Source organism: Deinococcus apachensis DSM 19763, assembly GCF_000381345.1.
In the GTDB taxonomy this organism is placed as follows: Bacteria; Deinococcota; Deinococci; order Deinococcales; family Deinococcaceae; genus Deinococcus; species Deinococcus apachensis.
The window spans coordinates 13,587-38,894 of record NZ_KB906404.1; the positions used below are offsets into that span (position 1 = coordinate 13,587).

Here is a 25,308-nt window from a genome sequence, read left to right on the forward strand (position 1 = left end):
GCACGTGATGTAATACCTCAGATCATGCCGGGCCTCGCGCGACTCCTGCTTTCCCCACCCGCTGCACACGACGCCGCGCGGCTGCAGCGCGCCCTCACGGGCCGCACCGTGCTGATTACCGGCGCGTCGTACGGGATCGGCGAGGCCACCGCGCTCCTGTTCGCGCGGCATGGTGCCGAGGTGCTGCTCGCCGCTCGAACCGAAGGACAATTGCGCGCCGTGGCGGACCGTATCCGCGCGCAGGGCGGCCGCGCCCACGCGTACCCGCTGGACCTTACGGATCCGCCGCGCGTCACGGCATTCGCGGCGTCGGTGCAGGCGCTTCACCCGCGCATCGACATCGTGGTGAGCAACGCGGGTAAGTCCATTCGGCGCTCAGCGCTGGCGTCGGTGGAGCGGCGAGACCTCGACCGGTGTCTCGCTGTGAACTTCACTGGCCCGGCGGCGCTGCTGCTGGCGTTGCTACCCCGTATGACCGAAACGGGTGGGCAGGTGGTGAACGTCTCGACAGTGTCGGCGTTCCCGCCGTTCGCGCCAAGGTGGGCGGCGTACCAGGGCAGCAAGGCCGGGTTCGACGCGTGGTTGCGCAGCGTCGCGCTGGAAGTGCGCGCGCGCGGCGTGAGTGTGAGCAGCGTGTACCTGCCGCTCGTCCACACCCGCATGAGCGACGCGGCCGAACTGTACCGCCGGGTCCCGAAACTCACGGCGGAGGAAGCCGCGCGGGTGGTCGCGGGCGCGGTCGTTACGCGCCGGGCGCGGGTGGGCCCCTGGTGGCTTTCCGCGCAGGCGGGCGCGGGCCTGCTGTTTCCACGGCTGCTCGACGCCGCGCTTGACGGCTGGGAACGCCGTGAGCAGCGCCGTGAAAGGCGCGCGTGACCTTCCGGCGCTTCTGGAGGGCAGCGCGTGACGCTGGCTTACTCGCACACCCTCTGCGGGACGCCTGGCTTGCCGTTCGGGTTCTCGCACGGTTCGGGCCGTCCCTGTACGCCGTCGCGGCATGGTCGGCTGCGCGCTTCCCGCAGTTACCTGCTGTGGTGGACGACGATGGTCCACTCACGTTCCGCGAACTGCGTCTCCGCTCTGACAGCATTGCCGGAGTGTTCGAGCAGCACCTGCCGTTCGGAGCGAGCGTGGGATTGCTGTGCCGCAATCACGCGGCATGCGTGGCGGTCCTGCTCGCCTCGCAACGCGCGGGCTTGCGGGCCGTGCTGCTGAACCCGAGCGGTCCGGTCAGTCAGACGCTGGACGCAGCCCGCGCGCTGAACCTGTCACTGCTGGTCGTGGATGACGCGCTGATGCCCGACCTGCAAGCCCTCGAGCCGGACCTGCCCTGCTGCTGCATGTCCGCCCTCACGGTTGCGTCCGCCCCCGGAAAGCCGGGACCGTCGGGGCGACGTCAGGGGCGAATTGTGCTGCTCACCTCCGGAACGACCGGACCTGCCAAGGTGGTGCAGCGGCGCCTGGAAAGCCTCGGCGCGCTCCGTGCGCTCATGGCGCTGCTGGTTCAGTTAAACCTGCGCGCGCACGCGCCGGTCCTGCTGACCACGCCGCTCGTTCACGGACATGGCCTCGCGACGCTCGCGATGAGCCTCGCGTTCGGCGCGCCCTTGCACCTGCGGTCGCGCGGGGGCAGGGAAGCGTACCTGCGGACGTTGCGCGACGCGCGCATAGAGGTACTGGTGCTGGTGCCGACCGTGCTGTACCGCCTCCTCGACGCCCCCACAGAGCCGCTGCCGCACCTGCGGACCGTCATCAGCGGTTCCGCGCCCCTCACGGCCGACCTCGCGCGACGTGCCTTGTCGCGCTTTGGCCCGGTGCTGTTCAATCTGTACGGCAGCAGCGAACTCGGCCTGATCTCCCTCGCTCCACCCGAACAGCTTCTTGCCGCGCCGGACAGTGTCGGCCGTGTCCTGCCCGGCACGCGGCTGAGCGTTCGACGAGCGGATGGAACGCCCGCCGCAGCAAACGAGGAAGGGAACGTCACGCTCCGTACTGCCGGTCACTGGCAGCCTACGGGTGACCGGGGCCGCTTGAGTGAGTCGGGGCTGCTGACACTCACCGGGCGGTCGGATGACCTGTTGGTGATCGGCGGGGTGAACGTGACGCCGCAACGCATTGAGGAGGATGTCGCGCGCCTGCCGTTCGTGCTGGACTGCGCGGTGACGGGCGTGCCCTGCGAGGAGTACGGACAGCGGGTCGTCGCGTTCATCGTGCCGCGCGGCGGGTGGGAGCATGTCACGGCGGTGGACGTGCAGCGTGAACTGCAGGCGCTGCTTCCGCGAGCTTGGCGGCCCTCGCAAGTCGAGTTCCGTGCGGCGTTGCCCCGAAATGCCATGGGGAAACTGGTCAGGCATCAGCTGAAGCCCAGCGAAGACCAGTAACACCCTGGGCACGCCTGTCGTACCCTTCCGCTGAGCATGTCTTGTGTGTGCCTTACTGGCGGGAGAATCAACAGGGGCTTTTCGCAGTAAGCGACAGGACGGGCCTCACTTTTCGTCGAGCGGTAGGGCCTTCCGGGCATCATCGGGCAGCAGGGGAGACGCACCGCCCCTGCCGAGCTTCCACCTACGGATCAGAAGGCCGGGAGTTCGAATCTCCTCGGGCGCGCCACAAAAACCTTCTCCCAGAGGGGGATTTTTCCTTTTATCCCACCCCCCTGGAACCCCCCGAACAGGCGGCGTGCGCAACGGCCAAACCGCCAGCCCAAACCCCAGGTCCGCAAGCTGGCAGCCCAAGAGCTGAGCGATTGCTCCCGCCGCAAGGAACGTCAGGCGCCGCCCACTCGGGCCCTGTTGGAGCGCGGAGACCCGCCGCCGCTGGAGTACGGTCGGGCGCCGAACACGTCACAGCGCCACCCGAGGACCACCTGCAGCGGGTCAGTGACCTGCCGCGCTTCCCGGCCTGCAGCAAGACCCGCAACTTCTTCGCCTGCCTGCCCACCGCACCCGCCCCACACGCGCGAACTGTTGGTCAGGGTGAAGTTCCAGGGCAACCCGGTCCCCCTTTCGTTCGTGGTACAAAGAGACGATCAACCCCCAACAGCTTGGACCACGCAGCAGCACGGATGAGGCCCCTCGAAAGGAAGGTCCACATGACGGTCACGACTGGAGTCCGCGACGTCTTCGCCCGGGTCTACGACATCTTCGAGACGGGGGATTCGCGCCTCATCGACCCCCTGCTCTGGCCGTCGGGCGATCTGCTCGTGATCGGGACCGACCCGCAGGAGTGGTGGGAGGGTGATGCGCGCGTGGGCGAGGTGCTGCGTGCGCAGCTGGAGGAAATCCGCACTAGCGGGATGCGGGTACAGCCCGGCGCGCGGCAGCAGGTCGTGGAGCGCGGGGACACCGGGTGGGGGGCCGAGGACGTGAACTTGGTCATGCCGGACGGTCAGGTGTTGCCCGCGCGGCTGACGCTGGTGTGCGTGCGGGAGGGGGGCGAGTGGCGGGTGGCGCACTGGCACATGTCGTTCGGCGTGGCGAACGATACAGCGCTCGGTCAGGAGCTCACCATTTAGATGGTGCCCTGTCGGCCTCCTCCGACTTATCCTTGTCGACCTGCAGGTGCTGAGCTGGGGGAAGCATGACGAGCCGACTGCCCAGCTACGAGGAGTGGCGCGCCTCTGAGGAGGACGCCCTGCGCGAGGCCCGCGAGGCGGGGGAAGCCGTCACGCACCCGCTGGAGGGCAAGCCGTACGCGGCGTGGCGGACGCAGTACCGCGCGCTCGAGGCCCTGCACCGCTCGTTCGGGTAGTGGCTGCGGGGAGGTGATGTACTGGTGAGGTGCCCGAGTGCCCAGCGTGCGGAAGTGTTCAAACCGTCAAGAATGGCAAGGCCAAAAACGGCACCCAGACCTATCTGTGCCAGGTCTATGGTCACCGCTTCCATCCAGACGCCAAACCTGTGGCGCCCAGCGAGGCCACCCGCACTCAGATTCTCTATGCCGTCCACAAACGGATGAGGTTGAGGGGGGTACAGCGCGTCTTTGGCGTCCACTGCAACACCGTCATCCGGTGGATACAAAAGGGGCCGCCGAAGTGAGACAGACCGTTTCGGTCTGTCTCACGCTCTTGAAGAATTGATGGTCGAGCTGGACGAGTTGTGGACCTTCGTGGGCCAGAAAAAGCAGCCCAGGTGGTTGTGGATTGCCCGAGAACGCCGCACTCAAAAGGTGCTGGCTTGTGTTCTTGGAGATCGCAGCGAAGCCACCGCTTTCCAGTTGTAGGACCGCTTGCCGCTCTCCCCAGAACAGCGTTTGAAAGGCACCTGCTGTACGGACCTCTGGCGGGCCTACGACGAACCGTTGTTGGGCATCAAACGTCTGACCCTCCGAGGGGAAACCAACCCTGTCGAGCGGCTGAACTGCACCCTTCGACAACGCCTCGGTCGGCTGGTCCGCAACTCCCTCTCGTTCTCCACATCCGACGAGTTGCTCAAAGCCTCACTCACCCTCGCCTTCCACCGCTACAACTTGTCACGTTGATGCAGCCACTACCAGGATGCCTTCCAACAGGTCTTTGTCACTCCGTCGCGGTCGTCCACGTCGAGTCTGTTTTTTAGGAGGAGGAAGGAGGGGAGCGAGGATGGCCCATTGCTCGTCCGTCAACCGCATTCCTTCAGGCTGCCACTGGACCTCGCTCCTCAACCGTAGCAATTTTCCGGATGACCTGTAGGAACGTCCTCCTCACTTCGCCCGCCACGCTACGTGCCACTACGTGCGTCGGCATGGTCCCACGCTGACATCCTCTTGCCATGCCCCTTGCCACATAGTTCAGGCATGCCGACGCGCTTGCTGACCCTGTTCGTGCTGCTCTGGCTGTCCGCCGCTTCCGCCGCCCCGCTCGTCGCGAACATCGACGGCGACTTTTGGGCCTGGACCGCCGGGAGTTGGACCCGTCTCACCTCATGGGGCCACAACGGTCCGCCAATCCTCTCGCCAGACGGGCGCAGTATCGCGTATGCGTCCGTCGCGCGGGGCGCAGCCGAGACGTTCTATACGGGCTGGGGCCCGACGAACATCTGGACGCTCGACCTCGTCACGCGTGAAGCCAGGCGCCTCACGACCCAAAGTGCCACCCCCACCGAGGGCCTGATTCGATCCACGCCCGCATGGTCGCCCGACGGGAGATTTCTCGCGTGGACGCAAAAAACTACGAGTTCGACCGCCACAACTCACACCGTCACCCTCTACTCGTTCTCGGACGGCGCCACGCAGGTGAGGGCGACGAACGCCCTTGACTACGTTGGCGTTCCCACCGCGGGGGGCGTGATGTGGAGTCCAGCGGGACTCGTGGTGCTCGGTCCAGTCGAGCGGGTCCCCGGGTCTTACACGCGCGACCCGATGCAAGCCTTGGGCCTAGGGAGTGCAGTGGAGGTCGGAGCGTACGTGCTGGACTCGGCGGGCCGCATTCGGCAGCGCGTCTTGTTCAGGAGTCCGAGCGGAGCGGGCCACCTCACCAGAAAGGGTAGCGCGGTGTACCTCGCGGGCTTCAACGACGGCCTCCTGTACGACCTCGGCGGACGTACGAACGTGAACCTCCTGAGGCCCGGCGCGACATCTCCCACGGCACAGCGTCTTGTCGCTGTGCGCGCCCCGAACGTCCTGTCGATCCGGTTCGTGATTCGCGAGATGGAGCTGACGTGCCAGCTGCTGAACGCAGGCCGTGTGGTGCGGGAATGGTCGTGCCAGAGCGTCCACGCCGTCAGCCACGAGATTTACAGCGAGGACTTCGACACGGCCCTTACCGTCACCCTCTCGCCAGACGGTAAGACGGCGGCGTACATGCGTTCAGGCGGCATTTACGTCCACGATGGCCGCGTGGAACGAAAGATTCTCGACCTTCGCGGACGCGAGGTGTCCGGCTTCGTTTGGGGCCCTGTCGAATTCCGCGTGCCTTAAGCGCAGATGCTGGAAAACTGACGATTTGAACGAAGCTGGCCTGCGAACCTCAGCTCGGTGTTGTTCTGACGCCCCTCGTTCTTCACCACGAACGCCTGGAACCACACACGATGCTCGAGCGGTCCCTGTCAGTACATGTTCAGCTGCCCGAGGGCAGCCTGAGGAGGGGCCACCCTCCCCCCGCGTGGCGCTCACACGTTCTCGGCGGTGCCTTTTAGCTTGAGTGGTCGTGAGGACCTCCGAACGGAGGTCAGGAACTGGAGTGGCACTGAACCTGAAGCAGCACAGCGCTGCCCTGGACGAGAATGTCACCGCCCTCTTGCCATTTGAGCTGGCCGACCTCCTCGGCCGCGTCACCCCGAATGATCGTCGTGTTGTTCCACTCCGCTTTCTCGAGGTTCGAGGAGACGACATATTTCCTCATGCTGTTCAGCTTGTCGGCGACGCCCATCTCGTTGTTCCCTAGGGCGGACCAGTGCGGCGCGAGCATCTTGTAGGTTACGCGACCTAGCAGGTACGCGTCACTGCCCCAGGAGATCACCTCAGCCCTCTCGTCGCTGTGATACGGGAAGTCCCACTGCCCCATCGAGGCAGCGTCGAACACGCCGTCGAGCGTGATGCGTTCGAGAACGATGAGTCTTCGCATGGTCTTGCCTCCTCGTCGGGTCTCGTGAGCTCATTTCATTGACAGGGAAAAGGGTCGGTGGGAGAGGGGTATTTTCCTCCTCACTCGTAGCACTCCGGCAGCTTTTTCAGCCCTTCCCACTGTGCCTGGTCATGCCCGAAGATGACCAGCCCGACAGGCTCGCGTTCCGCCAGATCAAGCAGCTTCATTGTGCTGGCGCGGGTCGCTTCGGCGTCCGGGTTGCTCCCGTTGTCCTGATCGTCACGGGTAAAGCCCTCGCGGAAGGGGACCGCGTCAACCGTCAATAACACCGACCCCATCTTGGGCAGCCGCACCAGCACCGATTGATGTCCCGGCACATGCCCGCTCGTCTCGATCAGCTCCAGCCCCGGCAGCAGCTCCGTGTTCCCGTCCACCAGCCGAATGCGCTCCATGGGCTGATCCCACTCGGGCCGATTGGCCGCAAAACGTGGGTTGCTCGCCGCGTCCGAATGATGCACACGCTGAACAACGTATTGCGCCTTCGTGAAGGCCGCGTGCCTTCCAGCATGGTCGATATCGTAGTGCGTCGAAATAACCGTATCAATGTCGTCCGGTTTCAGGCCTATGCCGGACAACTGCTCGATGACGTCCTGACCATTCTCGAACTCGGTCTCTCCTTCAGGCATGATCTCCGGGAGGCCGCTGTCAATCAGGATGTTTTCGCCGTCCTCCGTCTGCACCAGGTAACAGACGATCGGAATCTGGTATTCCGGCATGGACCCCACCTGCATCAGATACAGACGCTTCACGGCATTCTCGTTCACAAGCTTCTCCCTCAAATTACGTGTACGTTTTCGACAATGAAAACGTGAGGCCTGAGTCCCGAACAGACCCAGATGACCTAGCTGGACCGGCTCTCCCGCCTCTTCGGCTTGCTGAGCCTGCCTCCACTACGAGGCGCCGAGAAAGGAGGTGACGGCGGGCAGCAGCAAAGGCGACTGCAAAACGTCGTAATGGGTCGTGCCGGGCAGAATGGCAAGGCAGTGCGCGGTTCGGCCAGAGCCGTCCCAACCCGCGTCCCGCAGGCCACCCCCCAGCAGCGCGAAGAACTCGGCGGCGTGGGCAGGCGCGAAACTGTCAGCGTCGCCAGCGACGATCAGGGTCGGGTTCTGGAACCCGCGCAGTTCGTCGGCCCAGTCGTACTCGGTATTCACCACCTCGCCCACCCGGGTCACCAGCCGCGGCCAGTCGTCCGGGCGGGGCGCGATGCTGGCGTAGAGCCTATGCATGGGCCCCTGCTTCAGGCCCTCTGCGGCATGAGGACCGATCTGCGCCATACCCTCTCGTACCTCCCGGAACCAGCCGCCGCGGCGGAACGGGAACGACACGACCACCAGCTTGCGGAGCAAGCCTGGGTGCTGGAGGGCGAACCTCAGGGCCGCCCCCGCTCCCAGCGAGTAACCCAGCACATCGGCCTGGGAGACATCCAGGGCGCCCAGCAATCCGGCTATGTCATCACCCAGAGTCTCAAAGCGCATCGGGCGGTCGATGTCGGCGGTGCGGCCGTGTGCCTGCAAGTCCACGGCGATCACCTCCCGCCCGGCAGACAGCGCGGGAATCAGTCCGCTGAACATGGAGGTCGCCCCGAAGCCTCCGTGGAGGAGGACCAGCGGCACCTGATCGGGTCGGGGGGCGCCGTGCCGTTCGTAGTACAGGCTGAGGCCGTTAACTTCAGCGTAGGAGCCTGCGTTGGCTTGATCGGTCATGGGTTGACTCCTGTCGTTCGGGCAGGTCGGGCAGCTTTGGATAGGCTCTTGATGGAGTTCGGGGCCTGACCCTGAAGCCCCAGAAGCTCACCCAAAGGTCGGATGGGCAGGGGTCAACTCGGTCCCGGTGTACCCTCCGCCACGGGCTGGTAGGTCAAGAGCAGCACGCCCGCGCCGAGTTCCCGCGAGGCGGTGAGGTTCAGCGCCAGCCGGTCCCCGCCAGAGAACAAGCGCTTGCCGCTCCCCAGGACCAGCGGGTAGACCATCAGGCGAAGCTCGTCCACGAGGCCGTGCCGCAGAAGCGTCTGGACCAAGCTTCCGCTGCCGTAGACGAGGAGGTTCCCACCCTCCTGCCGCTTCAACTCCTCCACCGCCGCGACCACGTCTCCCTCCAGGGGGGTGGCATTCCAGTCGAGGGAAGTCAGGGTGGTGGTGGCGACGAACTTCGGGAGGCTGTTCATCCGTTCCCCGAACTCCCCGGTGCCGGTCGCGGTCGGCCAGTACTGAGCGAAGCCCTCGTAGGTCATGCGGCCCAGCAGGAGGGCGCCACTCTCGAAGAGTTCGCCCTGCTTGAACTGGCCGCCTGCCGGGCTCGTGTAGTCCCTATGCCACGGGATGGAATCTTCGTACACTCCATCGAGGGTCAGGAACTCGGTCACGATCACTTTACGCATGGATGCTCCTTGTGCAGCTCAGCAGTGGTTTCAACCTCGTGGGTGGGAGGGCGACCGATCTGGTACGAAAACGACACCATCGTGCCACTGGGGTCAGCACAGCCCTCGGTGTGAACAGTGGCGTGGGTGCGGCAACGCTCATCCAGCTCAGGCCAGCTCGTAGGAACCGAGGGCGTCAGGATCACGGAGTGGGTGTGTCACCCTGGCAGCCACATCGTCCGGCATCGTTTTTCCTTTGCAACATCGGGCTCGTAAAGCCTGCCAGCCAGGTGGCATTCGTGCCACGACCCTTTCGCTATCCATCCACATAGTCACTGGACTTTAGATTCTCCCGTTCGGACGCCATATCCAGTTCATCGCCTCAGATCAGGCGCCAGCCGCTCCTTGAACGGTCATGGGACCTCAATCAGCCAGGGCAGCCCAGCACCTGGCACCTCGACCTCGACCATCTCGATTTGGCCCTGGGCCTGGCTGTCAGCAGGATTGAGCACGTTGGTTGCGGCGATAAACAGGGTGCGGCGATCCTGGCCTCCCAACATGCACGCCAGGGCGAAGTGGTCCAGCCCAATGCGGTGCGTGACCTCGCCCCCCTCGCGCACCCGAAGCACTTCCCTCAGGGCCGCGACCCACACCGCCCCTTCGGCATCCAGGCACAGGCCGTCCGGCGTGAAGCGGCCCGCCGCAAAAGGAAGGGCCTCGTCGAACTGCGCCCAGGCCCGGCGGCCCGAGAGCGAGCCGTCGGGTTCGATGTCAAAGGCCGTCAGCCGGGCCGCGTGGCTCTCGGCCACGATCAGGATTTGCCCGTCGGGAGTGATCGCCATACCGTTGGGAAAGGCCAGCCCCTCGGCCACGATCCGCGCCCGGCCTTCCGGGGTAACCAGCAGGATCGAACCCGGGTTCGGGACAGGTGAGGGAGTGCCGAATTCCAGGCCGATGTTACCGACGTAGGCCCTCCCGAGGGTGTCCACCACCAGCTCCCCGCAGGGATGCGGTACCAGGCCCGACAGGTCGGCGAATTCCGTCAGACGGCCGTTCTCAAGACGGAGGACCCGGCGCTGGGTTGCCGACACCACCAGCACCCGCCCGTCCGGTGTCCCGTCAATTGCGGTGGGAAGATCGGGCAGCTCGGCGACGGTATGGAGGGTGCCGCTCAGGTCTACCTTCATCACCCGGTGGAGGGCGTAGTCGCAGAACCAGAGCTCGCCTTCACGCCAGCGTGGGCTCTCCGGGAACTTGAGACCGTCGGTGAGAATCGCTGTGTTCATCGGACTACCCCTCCGGTTTTCTTCGACGACGCTCCTCGCGGGCCTACGTGTTCAGCTCAGGAAAAACTCCTCCAGCACCGGGGCGAGCACGGGTGCGGCGGCATTGTGAGTCTGGCCCTCCAGGATGTGCCAGCGTGCGCCGGAAATGGCCTTGGCCAGCTTCTCCGCGGACTGGTGCATGAACCCGTAACTGGCCCCACCCACCAGGACGAGAGCGGGAACCGTGACTCCGGCGGCCCGCCCGGTGGGCACCGCGGCCTCTTCGCCCATCAGCTCGAAGTGGTCATAGGCCAGGGTGGGGGCGATCGCCTCGGCCATCGGCCAGGTCGGGGCCTGGCGCATCCCCTCGACCTGCTCGGCAGGAACTCCCACCAGCCCCAGAAAGAGCGCCATCGCGTCGCCCCGGCGGCCCTGGGCCAGCAGCTCCCCGAGCTGCCCGGTGTAGGCCTTCCACCTCTGCCGGGCGGCCTCGTCGTCATTGAAGGGGGGCTCGTACATCGCCAGTTTCCAGATCTTGCCCGGCAGCGCGAGGGCGGCTTCCATCGCCAGAACGGCGCCGCTGGACATGCCGTAGATGAAGGCGGAGCCGCCCACGGCATCCACCAGCGCCTCGATGTCCTCGACCTCGCGCTCCACCGCGAAAGGCGGGGTGTCCGTGCTCTGGCCCCTTCCCCGACGGTCGTACTGGATCACGGTGAAGTGCGGTGCCAGCAGGTCGGCCAGTTGCCTCATGCCCTGGTCGCTGGCCCGGTATTGGGTGGCCCCGTGGACCAAGACCAGCGCCGGGCCCGTGCCCGACTGATCGAACGCGATGCTCGTGCCGTCTTTCGAAGTGACCGTCTTCATGGGTTCCCCCTGTGCTTACGCCAGCCGCCCGCGTGGTTGTGAGCGATGATCGGCCTGGACATTGCGCACAAGGCAGGGGCATGTAGCGTCCGCCCTTTTTTGAAGGAGACGGTACGGGCGGTCCTGTTGCCGTGTACAACACCGCTCGTTGACCGGGGGTTTGCCATGGCCCCAGTCACGTCAGACCTGTGGCCAGCCGGGTGGAACCTCCTGCCAGCGCTCTTGGCGGCCATAGGGCAGCAGGTCGGCGTACCCGAAGTAACTCGACATCGCCTCCACGCCGCGGCCGGTCGTGGAGTACGTCAGGTAAGGCTGCCCCTCCACCAGCAGGTACACGCTGAGGCCCGGCCCCTCACCCCCATCCTCGCCCGTCCACCCCCAGTCCTGGTTGAAGGTGTTCCCGAACGACGAGTACCACGGGACGCTCCAGCCCTTTTTCTCGGCATAGGCCAGCAGTTTCTCGATGGGCGCACGGGAGATGCGGACGAAGCTGGCGTCCATGGTTTTGAGGTGGGGGAGATGGGGGGACGCGTTCTCCGCGAAATGCGTGCAGGAGGGGCACCCCGCGTCCCAGTCCGGGTGGAACATGAAGTGATGCACGAGCAGTTGTGGGCGACCGGCGAAAAGCTCTACCAACGTCACCGGACCTTCCTTCCCCATGAAGACGTAGTTGTCCACCGGCGTCATCGGCAGGCGGCGGCGCTGCGCCGCAATGGCGTCCGTGAGGCGGGTGCCGACTTTTTCCAGGGTCAGCAGTTCGGCCCGGGAGCGCTGCCAGGTTTCGAGGTCGACGACGGGTGGGTGGGCTTGAGCTGTGTCGGTCATGCTGGACCTCTCATGGGGGGTGGAGGTGGATCGGGGCGAATGCTCGGGTGGTGCGCTGGGTTAAGGGTGAACTTTCCTCCTCTCAGGTTGGGGCTGAAGGAGCGGGGGGCGCGGTAGCCTGCCTGTGCAGAACACGCACAAGTCCATGACATGTGTACGGCGTCCACACTACTACGCCATAAACAGAATGGCAACCGGGGATCAACCCTATGGCTGAAGCCACCTCCACAAAACGCGCCACCTACCATCACGGTGACCTGCGGCAGGCCCTGATTCAGGCTGGCCTCGACCTGGCCCGGGAGGGCGGTCCCGACGCGGTCAGCGTGCGTGAAGCCACCCGCCGCGTTGGCGTCGCCCCCAACGCCGCCTACCGTCACTTCCGGGACCGCGACGCCCTGCTCGCCGCCGTCTGCTCGGCCGCCCAGGCGGAGGTCGCCCGCGCCATCGACGCCCAGCTCGCCACGGTCAGTCCTGACCAGGACCCCGCAACCCGGGCGCGCCTGCGCTTCCAGGCCGTCGGGCTGGGGTATATGCGGTTCGCGCAGAGGCACCCGGGCCTGTTCCGCACCGCCTTCTGGACCTCACGCGACCTTGCGGGGGCCAGGAGCCCGGAGAGGCGCGGCTCGGGCGGACGCACGCCCTTCGAACTGCTGTCCAGCGCGTTGGATGAACTCGTCGAGACGGGCTTGCTCGCGCCTGGGCGGCGTCATGGTGCGGAGTTCCTGGCGTGGTCGGCCGTGCATGGCCTGGCGACCCTGCTGATCGACGGCCCGCTTCGGGGGCTGGGGGAGGCGGAGGTGAGTCGACTCGAGGACCGCTTGGTGATGATGGTCGAACAGGGGCTGTAGCGTTGCTGCTGGGAATTTGGTCGACTCAGCCCCGGGAGGTGCGGGTGGGTCGATGTTGTGTAGGTGGAGATAAGCCTCAAAGAGAGGCGGCACCACCAGGACCCACCGTCGAATCCACACCGCCAAGTTCGAGCGAGACGGCGTGCAGCTCGCTCCAACCAGCGATCAGCCAATCGCTACCGGCAACCTTCCCTCGACAGGGGACATACGGCTGGGTTTGTCCCGTCTGGTGTCACTCTCGTCACATAGCTGGGGCGGTCTCAGCTCTGGGCTGAGAACCCACTCTGGGATCAGGAAGGTGGCCTGCATGCGAGTGTTCGTAGCAGGTGGGACCGGAGTCTTGGGGCGGCGGCTGGTGAGGCTTCTCCAGCACTAAGGCTAGGCGGGAGCTGCGCTACCCCTCGTGGCGCCAGGGCTGTAAGGAAGGACTGGCGTAACCCGGACTGAGTGCGGGTGCTGCTTGCAATCACCTGCCGACTACTGGGTAGCGGTACTTCGGGAAATTCAGGGCAGGGGGATGGGGGCCAGCATCCGTGGTGCTGGCCTCGGTGCTATGCGCCCTTCTCTTCCCCCTTGGACCCGACACTTTCCCCCCTTGCGCCATCAAGCGCAACGAACCTGGGCGCCGTTGTCCGTGCGAAGTTTGTGCAGTGCGGCCCACCGCAAAAGCATGCAACCCCTAACGGCGGTGGTGGCGCCAGGGAAAGAAGGCCACACCCAGCAGTTCATCACGGACAGCCCGTGGCCGACCGCGCCCCTGGAAACCCTGCTCGCCCAGCGGGCTCAGCAGATCGAAGCCTCTCAACTGGCCTTGGACGCCCAGCCTACTGAAGGGGGAGAGGCTTTGTTGCCCTTCCACACGATTCTTCCCTTGGGAGCTTCCGGGCACCACTCAGCTTTGAGGGGCTTTTCCGCCCGCCTACGCCCCCACCTTCAGCCGTTCCATCAGGCGGACGAAGGCTTCGGCAGTCACTCGGGCGTCACCGAAGGAGCGGTGGCGCCCTCCCCGCGCGAAGGAGAGGTCGAGGCGCCCGGCGAGCACGTCGAGGTTGTGCGTGCGCTCGCCCGGGAAGGCGCGGCGGGAGAGTTGCATGGTGCAGTATTCGGCGGGTGGGGCCCAGGTCAGCCCGTGCCGCCTGGCCGCCTCACGCATAAACCGGCCGTCGAAACTGATGTTGTGAGCGACGACGGGTGAGCCGCCCACGAAGTCGAGGAACTGCGGCAGCACGTCGGCGAGGTGGGGGGCGCCCCTCACCATGTCGTCGCTGATGCCGTGGACGCGCTGGGCGTGCCAGGGAATCCGCAGGAGTTCACCCCCGGCGCTCAGCGGCCTCACCAGCGTCTCAAAGCGTTCGGACTCCGCTACGCGCCCGTCCCGAACACGCAGCGCGCCGATCTCCACGATCGCGTCCCGCTCGGGCGACAGGCCGGTGGTTTCCAGGTCGAACACGACGACGTTCACACGGGCAGGGTAGCGCGGCGGGGCGAGGAGCGTCAGCGGAAGAGCGTGATCGTGGCCTTCCCCGTTCACAGCGCGAGGTCGAGATTGGAGGGGCCACAGTGCTGGAAACGGCGTCATCGGGGGGTCAGGTCCGGTTCTCCCGCGTGAGAAGCTTCCTCAGCCCCAAGGACACACCCGAGTGACGGCGGGCCAGGCGCTCACTCCGGTTCCCCCCGCATTTCCAGTTCCTCCGCCACCGTCCGGGCGTCCACGCCCAGGGCCCTGGGCCTCACGCCCGACGCTTCCAGACGCATCAGCGCGGCGACCGCTTCCTCCTTGCCCTTGGCCTCGACCTCGATCCAGGGCACGTCGGAGTAGGCGCTGGGGAAGTCGGTGATCAGGTGGCTGTGGCGGCGGTCCTGCGGGCTGTCGATGCCGTTGGAGAGGTGGACGACCTGCCACTCGGGCGGGCGCCATGTCGTGCGGGCCTTCAGGACCCACTCGCGCACGCTGGGGTCCTCCTGACCCTCCAGCTTCTCGCGGACGACATGGTGGTGGGCGTCGAAGACGAGCGGCGCCCCCGTCGCCTCACAGATGGGCAGCAGGTCCTGGGGGCCGTAGGCGCGCTCGTCGTTCTCGAAGCCCAGCCGAAGCCGGACGCTGTCGGGCAGGTCGGGCACGAGGGCGGCGAGTTCGGCGGCGCGGCCTCCCTTGCCCCCGTGCAGCAGCAGCAGGTTCCAGGTGGAGCGCGGAAAGCCGAAGCGGTCGAGCGTGTCGGCGTGGGCGGCGAGCGTGCGGGCGCTGGAGGCGCGGACCTCGGGGCGCTCGCTGTTGAGGACGATGAACTGCTCGGGGTGCATCAGCACGCGGATTCCGGCGTCCTCGAAGGCGTACCCCGCCTCGGTCATCTGCGGGGCCAGGTGGTCGAGGACCGCCCGCCCGGTGTCGTCCCCCTCCAGGTCGAACATCGGGAAGAGGCTGGAACTCAGCCGGTAGAGCCGGATGCCCCGCGCGGCGCAAAAGGCGGCAGCCCGCCGCACCCGCACGATGTTGTCGGCGTACAGGTCGAGGAGTTTGGCCTCCCGTTCCCCCGGGGAGAGCTTCTGGTAGTTCGTCAGGGTGATCGTGCGGAAGCGCACCTCTGGCCCAATGGTCATGCACACCAGGCCGTAGGCGGGGGTCTGGGAGGCGGTCACGCCCTCCCCCGTTTCGCCGCGGCCCGGCAGCGGTCGGAGCAGTACCGCACGTTTTCCCAGTCGCGCTCCCACTTCCTGCGCCAGGTGAAGGGCAGGCCGCAGGCGGCGCACACCTTGGAGGGGCGCTCGCTGGGTTTGCGGCCCCCGCCGGACGTTTTGCGCGCCTCAGGCATGGGCCACCCCCAGGACGTCCAGCGCGCGGCGGGCGAGGACGGCGGGCGTATCGGCGGCGGTCACGTCGAGCGTGACCGCATCCTTCTCCTCGGGACCGGGGGCTTCCAGGGTGGCGAGTTGCGACGGCAGGAGCGAAGCCCCCGCGTAGTGCCCGGTGCGGGCCGTGACGCGCTTGCGCAGCAGCCCCTCGGGCACGTTGAGGAACAGGAAGCGCGTGCCTTCCACCCGCAAGGTGTCGCGGTAGACGCGCCGCAGGGCCGAGCAGGCGAGCACCACATCGGGCCGCGCCTCCAGTTCGGCCCGCAGACGGGCGAGCCAGGGGGCACGGTCGGCGTCGGTGAGCGCCTGCCCACGAGTCATTTTTTCCCGTGCCTCGGGGCTGTGAAAGTCGTCGCCGTCCAGAAACGGCCAGCCGGTCAGGGCCGCCACCTCCCGGCCCACCGTGCTTTTCCCGCTCGCCTCCACACCCATCACGACCAGCCGCATGGGGACAGTCTGCCGCAGCTTCCCGCGTGGGAACGTGGGGAAAGGTGAAGGTGGGGCGGGAATTGAGCAGAGGAGGGTGGCCAGGGGCACGGGCAGCAGCGGGTGGCGGGATGCCTGGCATTGCCGGGCCGGAGTGGCCTGGAGCAGGTCGACCCCCTCGCTCGTGAGCGCGGACGCCTCCTGTCGGCGGCGGAACTCCTCCCGCGGCGGCGGGAGGAGCGCGCCCTCCCCATTCGCCGGGGGAGGGGAGACCTTGGCTGGAGCCGCACCCTGGGCGTGGTGAAGTGGATAGGTCCGCCGCCACAGGTTCCAGGGGCCGCTGTACTCGCGGCTCAGGTCGGCGAGCAGGGCCGGGACCTGGCAGGCCAGGCCGAGCAGCCACTCCTCGTTGCCGCCTGAGGTGGGCTTCAGGACGGCGCGGGTATGCCCGCCATAACCAGCCGCAAGACGAGCGGACGTGGGAAGGCGGTCAGGGCACGGGCTCGCCCAGGCTTGCGCCGCGTGACGGGCCCACCCGCCGTCCCGCCCTCGCCGCCAGGAGCCGCCCGGCCGTCGCCAGCAGCCGGGGGTGACGCGTCCCGAGTTCGAGCAGCAGCCCTGGCGAGAAGTCGCCCGCCAGCAGCCGGGCGAAGGGCCCCGGCGGGATGGCCCGCAGCAGGGGCAGCCGCTCCTCCCAGGCCGCGTCGTCATACGACACCAGCCGCTCGTGGACGGCGTGGGCCACCCGCAGGTCGCGCCCGAACTCCCGCCGCCAGGTCCGGGCATACCGTTCCAGGAAGCCGCGCGAGGCGTCCCCGGCCCGAACCGCCTGGGCTGCCACGCCGCCCGCCAGGTCGCCCGCCCGCATCACGTACCGGATGCCCTCACCCACCAGGCTGGAAGCCTGCCCGGCGGCGTCGCCCACGACGAGCAGGCCGTCCGCGACGAGCGGCGCCTCGCCGGGAGCGGCGGCGGGCACCAGGCCGGTGTGTACCTCGACCGGGCTCGCGCCGCGCAGGCCCGGCACCCGCGCCGCCACCGGCTCCAGGTAGGCCCGGGGATCGAGGTCGGTGTGTGGCCGGGTCACGCCGACGCCCAGCCGCACCCGGCCGCCGCCGTGCGGAAAGGCCCAGGCGTAGCCCCGGGGTGCGGCCTGCGCGCCGACGAGCAGCACCGCCTCGCGCTCGTCGAACCCCGGCGCGAAGAGGTCGAGTTCGGCGCCGTACCCAACGCTCCCGAAGCCCGGGTGCATCCCCGCCCGCCGCGCCACCAGGGCGGCGTGCCCGCTCGCGTCCACGACCACCCGGGCACGGGCCTCGCGCGCCTCGCCCGAGAGACCGTCCCGGAAGCGCACGCCGACCACCCCCCCGTTCTCCTGGATCGGCTCCTCAACCCGCGCCCTCAGCCGCAGCGTCGCGCCCGCCGCAATGGCCTCCTGCGCGAGGTGCTGGTACAGCCCGCGTACGTCGAGCACACAGGCCACTGGCTCGTCGTAATCGTACACGGCCTCGCTGCGGGGGCCGACGAAGCGGAGGCGGGTGACAGGGTGGTAGAGCCCGGCGGGCACGCCGAGTTTCTGGAGCTCGTTGACGAAGCTCCCGCCGCTCGTCCGCACCGGCACGCCCACGGCGTCGGCCTTGTCCAGCACCAGGGTGCGTGCCCCCCCCAGGGCGGCGGCCCGGGCCGCCCGCAACCCGGCGGGCCCAGCCCCCACGACGACGACATCCCATTCCCCCACCGGCTGCCCAAGCATTGCCCCAGGGTACTGCGGCACGACGGTCGGGCGTGCGCAGGTCACGGCGGCCCATGTCCAGCGGCCGGTCGCGGAGCGAAGGCCAACACCTTCCCCCCTGGTCCACGGGTTGAATGACCGCACCCTGGAGAGCGCCGTCTGCCAGGTGAGCGGGAGGTGCGGCAGGGGGTCGGGGCTCTCCGGGAAGGCGCACAGCCTCAGGACAGAGCCTCCCCAGCACTCTGCCCAGTGGCGGCTCGCCTGGAAGCCTTGCCCTGCACCCGCCGCCACCCCAGGGAAGGGACTCTCGCCGCACCGTGGGGCAGCCGAGCTGCCCGGGGACGGGGAAAAGGCTGGGGAGTCGTGCCCAGCGGCTCTCTGCCCCCGGGATTGGGGGACCAGCGGCTCCCGTCCCGCATGCCATTTGCCCCTCATAGAAGGACACCACCAAACCCCATGAGAAGAGGGCCGTGCCCCTGGGCATCGAGCCCTGCCTTTCTCATTCCAAAGAGGTTCTGCGGGCGGCATCCCACAAGGCCGGATGCCGCCGCAGGGTCATTTGGTCCAGACGGTGTTGCCGGTCGCCCCGTCGAGGCGGCGCAGGAAGGCGTCCTTGTCCCCCTGGTGGCCCGCCCCGAGGTCGGCGTAGGTGTACCCGGTCGTGTACACCTGGGTCACGTCGAAGGTGGACGGGAACGGGTCGGGCATCAGGGCGCTCTGGCCGTTCACGCCGCCCTTGACCACGCGGGTGGCGACCCCGAAGCCGAAGGTGCCGTAGTTGGTCGGGCTCGGGTCGGCGGCGATGGTCTTGAACCACGTCCAGCTCCCGTCCGCGCCAAATCGGGTGATGAAGGCGCCGATGGTCGAGGCGGAGGTGGAGGTGTCGCGGTGGTAGCCAGTGAGGTAGATCCCTTCGGCTGTGGCACTGATTCCGCCCACGGAGCCCAGGTAGTCGGCGCTCGACCCCAGGCTGTCGTACCGCCACCGCTCCGCGCCGGTCACCCCGTCATAGCGGGCGAGGGAGAGCTTCGCGTTGTACGGGTTGATCTGGTGGATGCCCGCCAGGTAGACGTCGTTGTAGGAAACCGCCAGGCTGGTCCCGTAGAAGGTGTCGGCGGAGTGGGATCGCCGCTCCCACATCACGCCGCCGGTGCCCGGCTGGAGCTTGCGGATGCACCTGTCGGTGCCGCCGCCCGCGCTGTACGTGAAGCTCGCCGTATACAGCGCCCCGTATTCGTTGGTAGCAACCGTGCCCGAGCACAGGGCGGAGAAGCGGGTCCAGAGGCGCGTGCCGTCGCGGGTATAGGCGGAGACGGCTGCCTTCCCATTGATTGCCTGCGACACCCAGAAGAGGTTGCCGTTGGGCTCCACCGCGACCCCCCCAACGCCGTCACTGCCGGTGGTGCCGATCTGCCGGGTCCAGGCCACCGCTCCGCTCGGGGTGTACTTGCGGATGAAGCCGTCGTACCCCCCCTGGTTGTTGCCCTTGAGGCCGCCCTCCGTTCGCCCCACCATATACACGTTGTCGTACCGGTCGGTCGCGATCTGATAGACGAGCTCCTGGCCGGAGCTGCCGAACTGCCGCCCCCACACCAGGTTGCCCGCCGCGTCGTACTTGGCGAGGAAGGCGTCCTCGTCCCCCTGGTTCGAGTCGTACAGGGCGCCGCGGGTGCTCCCGGCCATGTACACGCCCGAGCTGTACCTGGCGACCGCGCTGCCCTGGTCCCCGCTGCGGGTGCCGGACTGGGGCGTGAGTGCCGTGGGGGCTTTCACGTCCGGGGCAGGCCTCTGGTTCACCTGCGGGGCGGCGGGCTGACCGCAGGCACTCAGCAGTCCGGCCAGCAGCAGCAAAAGGCGGTTGTTCTTCGTCATGATGTCTCCCCCTCTGGAGCGAATGAAACGGTGGGCCCTGAAACCCTTCCGCTGGACCTGACGGGTTTCCCCTTGCCTCAGGCCTGCGAGGCTCCTCGGTGTCCCTGCCTGCCCGGGTCAGCGGGCGGAGTGGGCGTGTGCTGCCCCTGGGGTGGGGCAGGTCACCAGCGGGTTCCAGTTGGCGAAGAGCTCGAGCGGGTTGTGCTGCCAGGCCCACAGGTGCAGCGCGTAAAACGGCTGGGGCAGCAGCGTCGTGTTCAGCGAGAACTCCCGGCCCAGCAGCGTGGGGGCGGCCTTGTGGCCCGCGTCATGCCAGGCCTTCTGGAACACGATGTACTCCACCCCGACCAGCCGCAGCGACCCGTCCGCCCGGGGCTCGTACATCAGGGCCTCGGGGTGCAGCGGGTCGAGGCGCGGGTCCTCGATCAGGGCGGCGTGGGTGTAGTGGACGCCCTGTGCGCCCTGGGGGCCGCTCATGCAGTCCATGAACTTGCCGTAGCCCGCTGCCAGCGCGGCGTTCATGTTCTCGAAGGGTGCCACCGCGTTCCGGACCTGCAGGAGTTGTCCCAGGGTGGGCTGCGGGGCGTAGGGCGTCGTGGCTGCGGCTGGTGTGGTCAGCAGAATTCCCAACGTGAGTACCGAATGCCTCATGGTTGTCTCCCCTCCGGCAGTTACCGGTTCCGTTGCCCGTCTTCGACTCGGCAACGGAACGAAACTCCTCTCTGGGTGGCGGCCCTCTCACCCAGTGGCTGGAAGGACCGGGCCGCCCCGGCGCCTGTCCTGTCGACATCGAGCGTCCCGGCTCTCTGGTGTCGGCCACCACGCCACCCTGTAGACACACGATTCAGCGGTAGAAATACGGGTCGAGGACACTGACCTGGGTGATGCGGTCCACGGGGAGGCCGTTCCGCTCGGCAGCGCGGCGGATGGCCTCGGAGTTCGGGCCGTCATAGATGCAGTAAGTTTGGTGGTGGTCCCCAGTCACGTAGGAGTGAATCCAGGTCACGCCCAGATCGGCATTGTGGTCCACCACGTTCAGGCAACTGGTGGCTCCTTCGGCAGTCATGGGAATTTCCAGACCTTCAGGGAATGTCCGTTCGACCATGTAGCGCGGCATATCAACCTCCTGTGTCCCGAACGCAGGATTGGAATCGTCCGGGGACGCACGTAGCCTGAGGCCGGTCTGGTCAAAAGGAGGTCAAAAAGGCGGGCGGGATTTCTCGCAGGTCGGCAGGAGGCGGCGTCTCGCGCGAGACGCCGTGAGCCGGAACCTGAGCGGGGTGGTTGCCCCGGGAAGCAGGTAAGATAGGGTCGTCAACGCGCTGTGAGCGGGGGAGGGCGAGCGGAACGTCCGCCGGAGGCCCCGGGCGTGGGGCACCCAGCGGAGGTGCGGCGTGCGGAGCGAGCTGCAATCTGGCCTGATCCGGGGATTGGGGGCGGTGCGGTCCCGCCGGGTGGGTGTGGCCCTGGGGCTGTGGGGCGAGCCGGGCATCGGCAAGACCTTTCTGGCGGACATGGTGATGGGGGATCTGGGCTGCGCGGGGCACCGCGCCCACGCCACGCAGGACTTCGGGGCGCTGGCCCTGGCCCTGCCCCGCACCGGGCGGCTGCCGACCTGGGCGGGGGGGCAACTGGCCCGCCTCGCGCGGGGCGAGCGTCTGGACCCGGCGGCGGGCGTGAACACCCTGGCGGCCGTGCTCTCCGCGCTGGCCCCTTTCGTGCTGCACCTGGAAGACCTGCACGAGGCGGAGGCCGAGCAGCACGCCCAGATCGCCGAACTGGCAGGGGCCGTCAAGCGGAGCCCCGGGGTGGGCCTGCTGGTGACCAGCCGCAGCGAGCCGCCCGCCCCCTTCACGGGGTACCACCTCCGGCCGCTGGACGGCGACGAACTGGTGGCGCTGCTGAGGGGAGAACTCGGGGCCGAGCTGCCCGGGGAGGCGGCCGCCTGGATCACGGGCCGCACCCACGGCAATCCGCTGTTCGCCCTGGAGTTCCTGCGCTACCTGAGCCGCCAGGGCTTCCTGTGGAGCGACGGACAGCGCTGGCACTGGCGCGCGCCCGCTGAGGGCTTCGTGCCCGTCACGGTGGAGGCCCTCATCGGTCAGCTCTGCGCCGGGGCAGCGCGGGACCCGGATGAGCGGGCGGCGCTCGAAGCCCGCGCCCTGCTGCCCGCCAGCCTGGAGGCCGGGCCACTGGAGGCCGTCTGGGGGCCGATGGCCGGGCTGACCCCCGGGGCGCTGGACCAGGCCCGGCGGCGCCTGGAGGCGGCGGGCCTCCTGCGCGGGGATCACTTCGCCCACCCCCTGTTCGGGGAGGTGATCGCGCGCGAGCTGACGGGTGAACGGCGCCAGCGCCTCGCCCGGCGGGCGCTCCCGGTGCTCGCCCGGGTGAACCCCCTGCTGGCAGCCGAGTTTCTGGAGGCGGCGCAGGTGCCGGACGCCGAGGCGCTGGCCCTGCTGGAACAGGCTGCCGCCCAGGCGACGGCGGCGGGTCAGGGGGTTCAGGCGGGTCGCCTGCTCGCCCGCAGCCTTGCCTGGCGGGGCGGCCCGGAGCGGGCCCGGGTCGCCCTGGAGGCCGCCCGGCTGCTGTACGACACCGAATACGGCGAGGTGGTGCGCCTGCTGGAACTCAGCCTGCAGGCCGATCCGGACAATGTGGAGGCGCTGTACTTCCTGGCCGAGTGGCGGCTGCTGGAGCGGGGGGGCCAGGCCCCGCACGCGCTCCTGGCCCACCTGCCCGAGACGGAACGGGCCAGCGCCCGCTGGTGGGCCAAGTGGATCAAGTTTCACTTCCTGGCCGAGGCCTGGCCGGAGGTGCTGCGCCTGTGGGAGGCCCATCCCGAGTTCCACCCCGGGGCCCCGGCCATGACGGTGCATGATGTCGCTTTCGCCCACCTGTTCACGGGCGACCCGGCGGGGGTGCTGGCCCTCGCGGGTCCTGCCCTGGAGCGCCCGGACCTGCAGCCCCTGGAGCGCTGCGATCTCTGGAACGTGCGCGCCTGTGCACTCAGCGAGGTGGGCGAGCTGGACGCGGCGCTGGAGGCCCTGGGCCGCGCCATCGACGTTGCCGCCGGGGAGGGGGCCACAGTCTGGCTGAGTTCGTACCTGTTCAACCGGGCCGAGGTGCTGGGGCGCACCGACCATCACCTGGACCGGGCTATTGCCGACGCCGAGGCCTGCGTCCGTCTGCGTGTGGCCCACGGCTCGCCGTATCAGGTGGCGCAGGTCCAGCCGCTCCTGGGTCACCTGCTCACCCTGCGGGGCGACTTCGAGCGGGCCGAGACGCTGCTGCTGGAAACCCGGGCGCTGTGCGAGCGCTACCCCCCGCGCCACGCCCTGGCCCGCTGCCTGATCGCGCTGGCCGAACTGTACCTGGAGTGGGACCCGCCGCACGGTCCGGTGCTGGCCCGCCGGGCGGCGGCCGGGGCGCTGGAGCTGGCCCACACCTTGCAGAGTGCCGAGTTGCTGCCTGAAGCGCTGGAGGTGAACGCCGCCGCCGAGCAGCGGGCGGGTCATTCCCAGGCGGCCGCCCGGCTGCTGGCCGAGGCCGGGGCGTTAACCGAGGGGAAGGCCCCAAGCTCCGGTCAGGCCCGCCTGTGGCGGCGGCAGGCGGAACTTGAGGCGGAGGCTGGCCGGGTGGGCGCGGCCCAGGCGTTGCTGGAACAGGCCCTGACCCTGGCCCGCGCCCAGGGGCCAGTCAGGGAAGCCCAACTTTGCGGGCTGGACCTGGACCACCTGCGGGGCGACGCCGCCGGGGTGAGGGAACGTCAGGCCTGGTTCGATGCGCGCGGCCTGGGCGCTCTGGCGGCCCGAGCGCGGCGCCTCTTCCCCCAGCCCGCCACGCCGAAAGCGCCGGACCCACCGGCCCTCCGCCTGAATGTGCTCGGGCCCCCCACCCTGGAGCGCGGGGGCCAGCGGGTCGTCTACCGGGGCCGCAAGAGGACCGAACTGCTGGCCTGCCTGCTGGAAGCGCGCCTCACCGGGAGGACGGAGCTCAGCGTGCTGGACCTGCTGGACGCCCTGTACCCTGGCGAGCCCGAGGAGGCCGCGCGGCGCACCCTCAAGCAGCAGGTGTACCTGCTCCGCGAGGCGCTGGGTGCGGGCTGCGTGCTGAGCACCTCGGGTGGCTACGCCCTGGGCGCGGTGAGCAGCGACGCCGAGGAGTTCCTGGCGGGTGGTCCCGCCACCCTGTGGCGCGGCGTCTATCTGGGCGGCCTGTCGGAGGGCTGGCAGCCGGGCGTGCGTGACGCCCTGAGCCTGGCCCTGCGTGAGCGGGTGGAGGCCCTGCTCCTCTCCAACCCGCTGGAGGCGGCCCGCCTGGGCCGGGTGCTGTGCCAGATGGAACCCTACGACCAGGAGGCCCTGCGGCTGACCATAAGTGCCCTGGAGGCCGCAGGTGAACCCCATGCGGCGAGGCGGTTCTACCTGGAGCGGCGCGCGACGCTCTCGGAGGTGGGCGAGGTGCTGCCGCCCGAGGCCGGGGTTTTTGTGGGAGCCTGATCGTTCTCGTCCCGAACAGCAGGGCGAACCCCAGACCCCGGTTGCCGGTACTTTTGAAGCGGGTGTGGGGCCCCGCACGGTTGCCTCGGGGGCGCTCGACCGCTCCGGGGTCGAAAGGGTCGGTGTGCAGGGGGTGAGCGGCGCGAGGGTTTCATCTCCACCCCGGCCGCGCCGGTCGCGGGTCGGCAGCCCATCACGAACGCCGGGGGCCGCCTGCCGAATAGCCCTGCCGATGCCTGGGAAGGTCCGAAGGGCCCACATGGGCGACCGGAGCGCCCCTCCTCGGTGCCAGGAACGAAGTCGCGGAGTCTTACCGGACGTACGAGGCGCCGTTGATGTCCAGGGTCGCCCCGGTCATGTGCCGCGCCAGCCCCGAGGCGAGAAAGGCCACCGTGTTCGCCACCTCCTCGGGCGGGGCCACGTCCCCCAGCGGAATGTCCCGCGCGATGTCGGCCGCGTGCTCGCGGAGATATTCCCCGGCCATGTCGGTGCGGACCCAGCCCGGGGCCACGGCGTAGGCCAGGATGTTCTCGGGGGCGTACCCCCGCGCGATGGAGCGGGTCAGCGCGATCACGCCCCCCTTGGAGGCGGCGTAGTGCATAGCGTCGGGATTGTCCCCGCGAAAGGCCGCCCGGCTCGCCACGTTGACGATGATGCCGCCCCCCCGCTCCCGGAAGTGCAGGATCGCCTCGCGGCACAGGTCCGCGACGGCGATCAGGTTGACCTGCAACGTGCGGGTCCAGGTGTCCGCCCACTCGTCCGGGGGGTCGTCCACCGTGACCGTGGGGGCGATGCCCGCGTTGTTCACCAGCACGTCCAGCCGCCCCTGCCAGGCGGCGGCTTCCCGGAAAAGGTCGCTTGCGGCCCCGGGCCGGGACAGGTCGGCCCCGACGGCGATAGCCCGCGCCTGCCCGAGTTCCTCCACGATGGCCCGCGCCTCCCCGGCCCCCCGGCCGTAATGCACGACGACCTGTGCCCCCGCGCCCGCCAGGGTCCGAACCGTCGCCGCGCCGATCCCGCGCGAGCCGCCCGTCACGAGGATGACTTTTCCAGTTAAGTCGAGCATGCCGCCTATTGTGCGGTCTTTCCGGCTCCCGCGATTCCGGGTGGGGGAGCGGGGATCGGAACCGTCCGTCCAGGTCATGTCCGCCTCTCCTGCAGAAAGGCGGGAAGGGGAGGCGAAATTGCGGGGGCTCGGCAAGA

24 protein-coding genes and 3 pseudogenes are annotated in these 25,308 nt (G+C 68.5%); 10 read left to right on the plus strand and 17 right to left on the minus strand.

All coding sequences use genetic code 11. From position 1 onward, the window contains the following. Positions 1–24: 24 nt before the first annotated feature. The 5 genes and pseudogenes from F784_RS23050 to F784_RS25310 all read left to right on the plus strand — a co-directional run bounded on the left by F784_RS23050 (position 25) and on the right by F784_RS25310 (position 4,479). A complete protein-coding gene (locus F784_RS23050) occupies positions 25–876 on the plus strand; it encodes an SDR family NAD(P)-dependent oxidoreductase (protein WP_019586931.1) in 852 nt (283 codons plus the stop codon). After that, positions 873–2,381, plus strand: coding sequence for an AMP-binding protein (locus tag F784_RS0111755; RefSeq protein WP_083939203.1), 1,509 nt, complete (start codon positions 873–875; stop codon positions 2,379–2,381). Before F784_RS23050 ends, F784_RS0111755 begins: the two co-directional genes overlap by 4 nt. Positions 2,382–3,091: 710 nt before the next feature. After that, positions 3,092–3,514: a nuclear transport factor 2 family protein gene (locus F784_RS23055; RefSeq protein ID WP_019586933.1), complete on the plus strand. Its 423-nt coding sequence runs from the start codon at positions 3,092–3,094 to the stop codon at positions 3,512–3,514. 65 nt (positions 3,515–3,579) lie between these two features. Beyond that, positions 3,580–3,750: a hypothetical protein gene (locus F784_RS26200; RefSeq protein ID WP_019586934.1), complete on the plus strand. Its 171-nt coding sequence runs from the start codon at positions 3,580–3,582 to the stop codon at positions 3,748–3,750. A gap of 29 nt (positions 3,751–3,779) precedes the next feature. Next, positions 3,780–4,479: pseudogene (locus F784_RS25310) on the plus strand (IS1 family transposase). Between the two features lie 12 nt (positions 4,480–4,491). Here F784_RS25310 and F784_RS25315 read toward each other — a convergent pair. Next, positions 4,492–4,608 (minus strand): annotated as a pseudogene (locus F784_RS25315) (transposase); the annotation flags it as partial. A 165-nt stretch (positions 4,609–4,773) separates the two neighbouring features. Between F784_RS25315 and F784_RS0111775 the strand changes: the two are divergent. Then, on the plus strand, positions 4,774–5,895 hold the full coding sequence (locus tag F784_RS0111775) for a TolB family protein (RefSeq protein ID WP_019586936.1): 1,122 nt from the start codon (positions 4,774–4,776) through the stop codon (positions 5,893–5,895). Positions 5,896–6,145: 250 nt separating this feature from the next. Here the strand turns inward: F784_RS0111775 and F784_RS23065 are convergent, their stop codons facing one another. The 7 genes from F784_RS23065 to F784_RS23070 all read right to left on the minus strand — a co-directional run bounded on the left by F784_RS23065 (position 6,146) and on the right by F784_RS23070 (position 11,878). Further along, the gene (locus F784_RS23065; protein WP_019586937.1) at positions 6,146–6,541 is read right to left on the minus strand and encodes a dihydrofolate reductase family protein; all 396 of its coding nucleotides are present in this window, start codon (positions 6,539–6,541) and stop codon (positions 6,146–6,148) included. A gap of 80 nt (positions 6,542–6,621) precedes the next feature. Beyond that, positions 6,622–7,326 (minus strand): N-acyl homoserine lactonase family protein, encoded by a 705-nt coding sequence (locus tag F784_RS0111785; RefSeq protein WP_019586938.1) that lies wholly within the window; start codon positions 7,324–7,326, stop codon positions 6,622–6,624. A gap of 126 nt (positions 7,327–7,452) precedes the next feature. Continuing rightward, positions 7,453–8,268 carry an alpha/beta fold hydrolase gene (locus F784_RS0111790; protein WP_019586939.1) on the minus strand — a complete coding sequence of 272 codons (816 nt, stop codon included), beginning with the start codon at positions 8,266–8,268 and terminating at the stop codon, positions 7,453–7,455. A 113-nt stretch (positions 8,269–8,381) separates the two neighbouring features. After that, complete coding sequence (locus F784_RS0111795) at positions 8,382–8,942, minus strand: dihydrofolate reductase family protein (RefSeq protein ID WP_019586940.1); 561 nt, start codon at positions 8,940–8,942, stop codon at positions 8,382–8,384. A 392-nt stretch (positions 8,943–9,334) separates the two neighbouring features. Beyond that, positions 9,335–10,207 carry an SMP-30/gluconolactonase/LRE family protein gene (locus tag F784_RS0111800; protein ID WP_019586941.1) on the minus strand — a complete coding sequence of 291 codons (873 nt, stop codon included), beginning with the start codon at positions 10,205–10,207 and terminating at the stop codon, positions 9,335–9,337. A gap of 51 nt (positions 10,208–10,258) precedes the next feature. After that, a complete protein-coding gene (locus F784_RS0111805) occupies positions 10,259–11,053 on the minus strand; it encodes an alpha/beta fold hydrolase (RefSeq protein ID WP_019586942.1) in 795 nt (264 codons plus the stop codon). A 180-nt stretch (positions 11,054–11,233) separates the two neighbouring features. Beyond that, positions 11,234–11,878 carry a DUF899 domain-containing protein gene (locus F784_RS23070; protein ID WP_019586943.1) on the minus strand — a complete coding sequence of 215 codons (645 nt, stop codon included), beginning with the start codon at positions 11,876–11,878 and terminating at the stop codon, positions 11,234–11,236. Between the two features lie 209 nt (positions 11,879–12,087). On the opposite strand from F784_RS23070, the gene F784_RS0111815 reads away from it, so the two are divergent. Together F784_RS0111815 and F784_RS27830 are read left to right on the plus strand one after the other, a co-directional pair. Beyond that, on the plus strand, positions 12,088–12,726 hold the full coding sequence (locus F784_RS0111815) for a TetR/AcrR family transcriptional regulator (protein WP_019586944.1): 639 nt from the start codon (positions 12,088–12,090) through the stop codon (positions 12,724–12,726). A 553-nt stretch (positions 12,727–13,279) separates the two neighbouring features. Then, positions 13,280–13,531: pseudogene (locus F784_RS27830) on the plus strand (transposase); the annotation flags it as partial. A gap of 114 nt (positions 13,532–13,645) precedes the next feature. Here F784_RS27830 and F784_RS0111820 read toward each other — a convergent pair. From F784_RS0111820 to F784_RS0111830, 4 genes are all read right to left on the minus strand, one after another. Beyond that, the gene (locus tag F784_RS0111820) at positions 13,646–14,188 is read right to left on the minus strand and encodes a 3'-5' exonuclease (protein WP_019586945.1); all 543 of its coding nucleotides are present in this window, start codon (positions 14,186–14,188) and stop codon (positions 13,646–13,648) included. Positions 14,189–14,385: 197 nt separating this feature from the next. Beyond that, positions 14,386–15,324, minus strand: a complete 939-nt coding sequence (gene uvsE, locus F784_RS0111825) for a UV DNA damage repair endonuclease UvsE (RefSeq protein WP_245557858.1) — start codon at positions 15,322–15,324, stop codon at positions 14,386–14,388. A 35-nt stretch (positions 15,325–15,359) separates the two neighbouring features. Beyond that, complete coding sequence (locus F784_RS26205) at positions 15,360–15,536, minus strand: DUF2256 domain-containing protein (RefSeq protein WP_157465216.1); 177 nt, start codon at positions 15,534–15,536, stop codon at positions 15,360–15,362. Beyond that, on the minus strand, positions 15,529–16,023 hold the full coding sequence (locus F784_RS0111830; RefSeq protein ID WP_019586947.1) for a gluconokinase: 495 nt from the start codon (positions 16,021–16,023) through the stop codon (positions 15,529–15,531). The genes F784_RS26205 and F784_RS0111830 overlap by 8 nt, the downstream gene beginning before the upstream one ends. A 120-nt stretch (positions 16,024–16,143) precedes the next feature. Between F784_RS0111830 and F784_RS26210 the strand changes: the two genes are divergently transcribed. After that, positions 16,144–16,422, plus strand: coding sequence for a hypothetical protein (locus tag F784_RS26210; RefSeq protein ID WP_157465217.1), 279 nt, complete (start codon positions 16,144–16,146; stop codon positions 16,420–16,422). A gap of 70 nt (positions 16,423–16,492) precedes the next feature. Here the strand turns inward: F784_RS26210 and F784_RS0111840 are convergent, their stop codons facing one another. The 4 genes from F784_RS0111840 to F784_RS0111855 form a co-directional block, all read right to left on the minus strand. Continuing rightward, on the minus strand, positions 16,493–17,755 hold the full coding sequence (locus tag F784_RS0111840; RefSeq protein WP_019586949.1) for an NAD(P)/FAD-dependent oxidoreductase: 1,263 nt from the start codon (positions 17,753–17,755) through the stop codon (positions 16,493–16,495). Positions 17,756–18,289: 534 nt separating this feature from the next. Continuing rightward, a complete protein-coding gene (locus F784_RS0111845; protein ID WP_019586950.1) occupies positions 18,290–19,606 on the minus strand; it encodes an SBBP repeat-containing protein in 1,317 nt (438 codons plus the stop codon). Positions 19,607–19,723: 117 nt separating this feature from the next. Beyond that, positions 19,724–20,257 (minus strand): hypothetical protein, encoded by a 534-nt coding sequence (locus F784_RS0111850; protein ID WP_040383089.1) that lies wholly within the window; start codon positions 20,255–20,257, stop codon positions 19,724–19,726. Positions 20,258–20,450: 193 nt separating this feature from the next. Next, a complete protein-coding gene (locus F784_RS0111855) occupies positions 20,451–20,723 on the minus strand; it encodes a DUF4242 domain-containing protein (protein WP_019586952.1) in 273 nt (90 codons plus the stop codon). 277 nt (positions 20,724–21,000) lie between these two features. Between F784_RS0111855 and F784_RS0111860 the strand changes: the two genes are divergently transcribed. Next, on the plus strand, positions 21,001–24,105 hold the full coding sequence (locus F784_RS0111860; RefSeq protein ID WP_019586953.1) for an ATP-binding protein: 3,105 nt from the start codon (positions 21,001–21,003) through the stop codon (positions 24,103–24,105). 310 nt (positions 24,106–24,415) lie between these two features. On the opposite strand, the gene F784_RS0111865 is transcribed toward F784_RS0111860, so the two are convergent. Next, positions 24,416–25,171 carry an SDR family NAD(P)-dependent oxidoreductase gene (locus tag F784_RS0111865; protein WP_019586954.1) on the minus strand — a complete coding sequence of 252 codons (756 nt, stop codon included), beginning with the start codon at positions 25,169–25,171 and terminating at the stop codon, positions 24,416–24,418. Positions 25,172–25,308 lie beyond the last annotated feature (137 nt).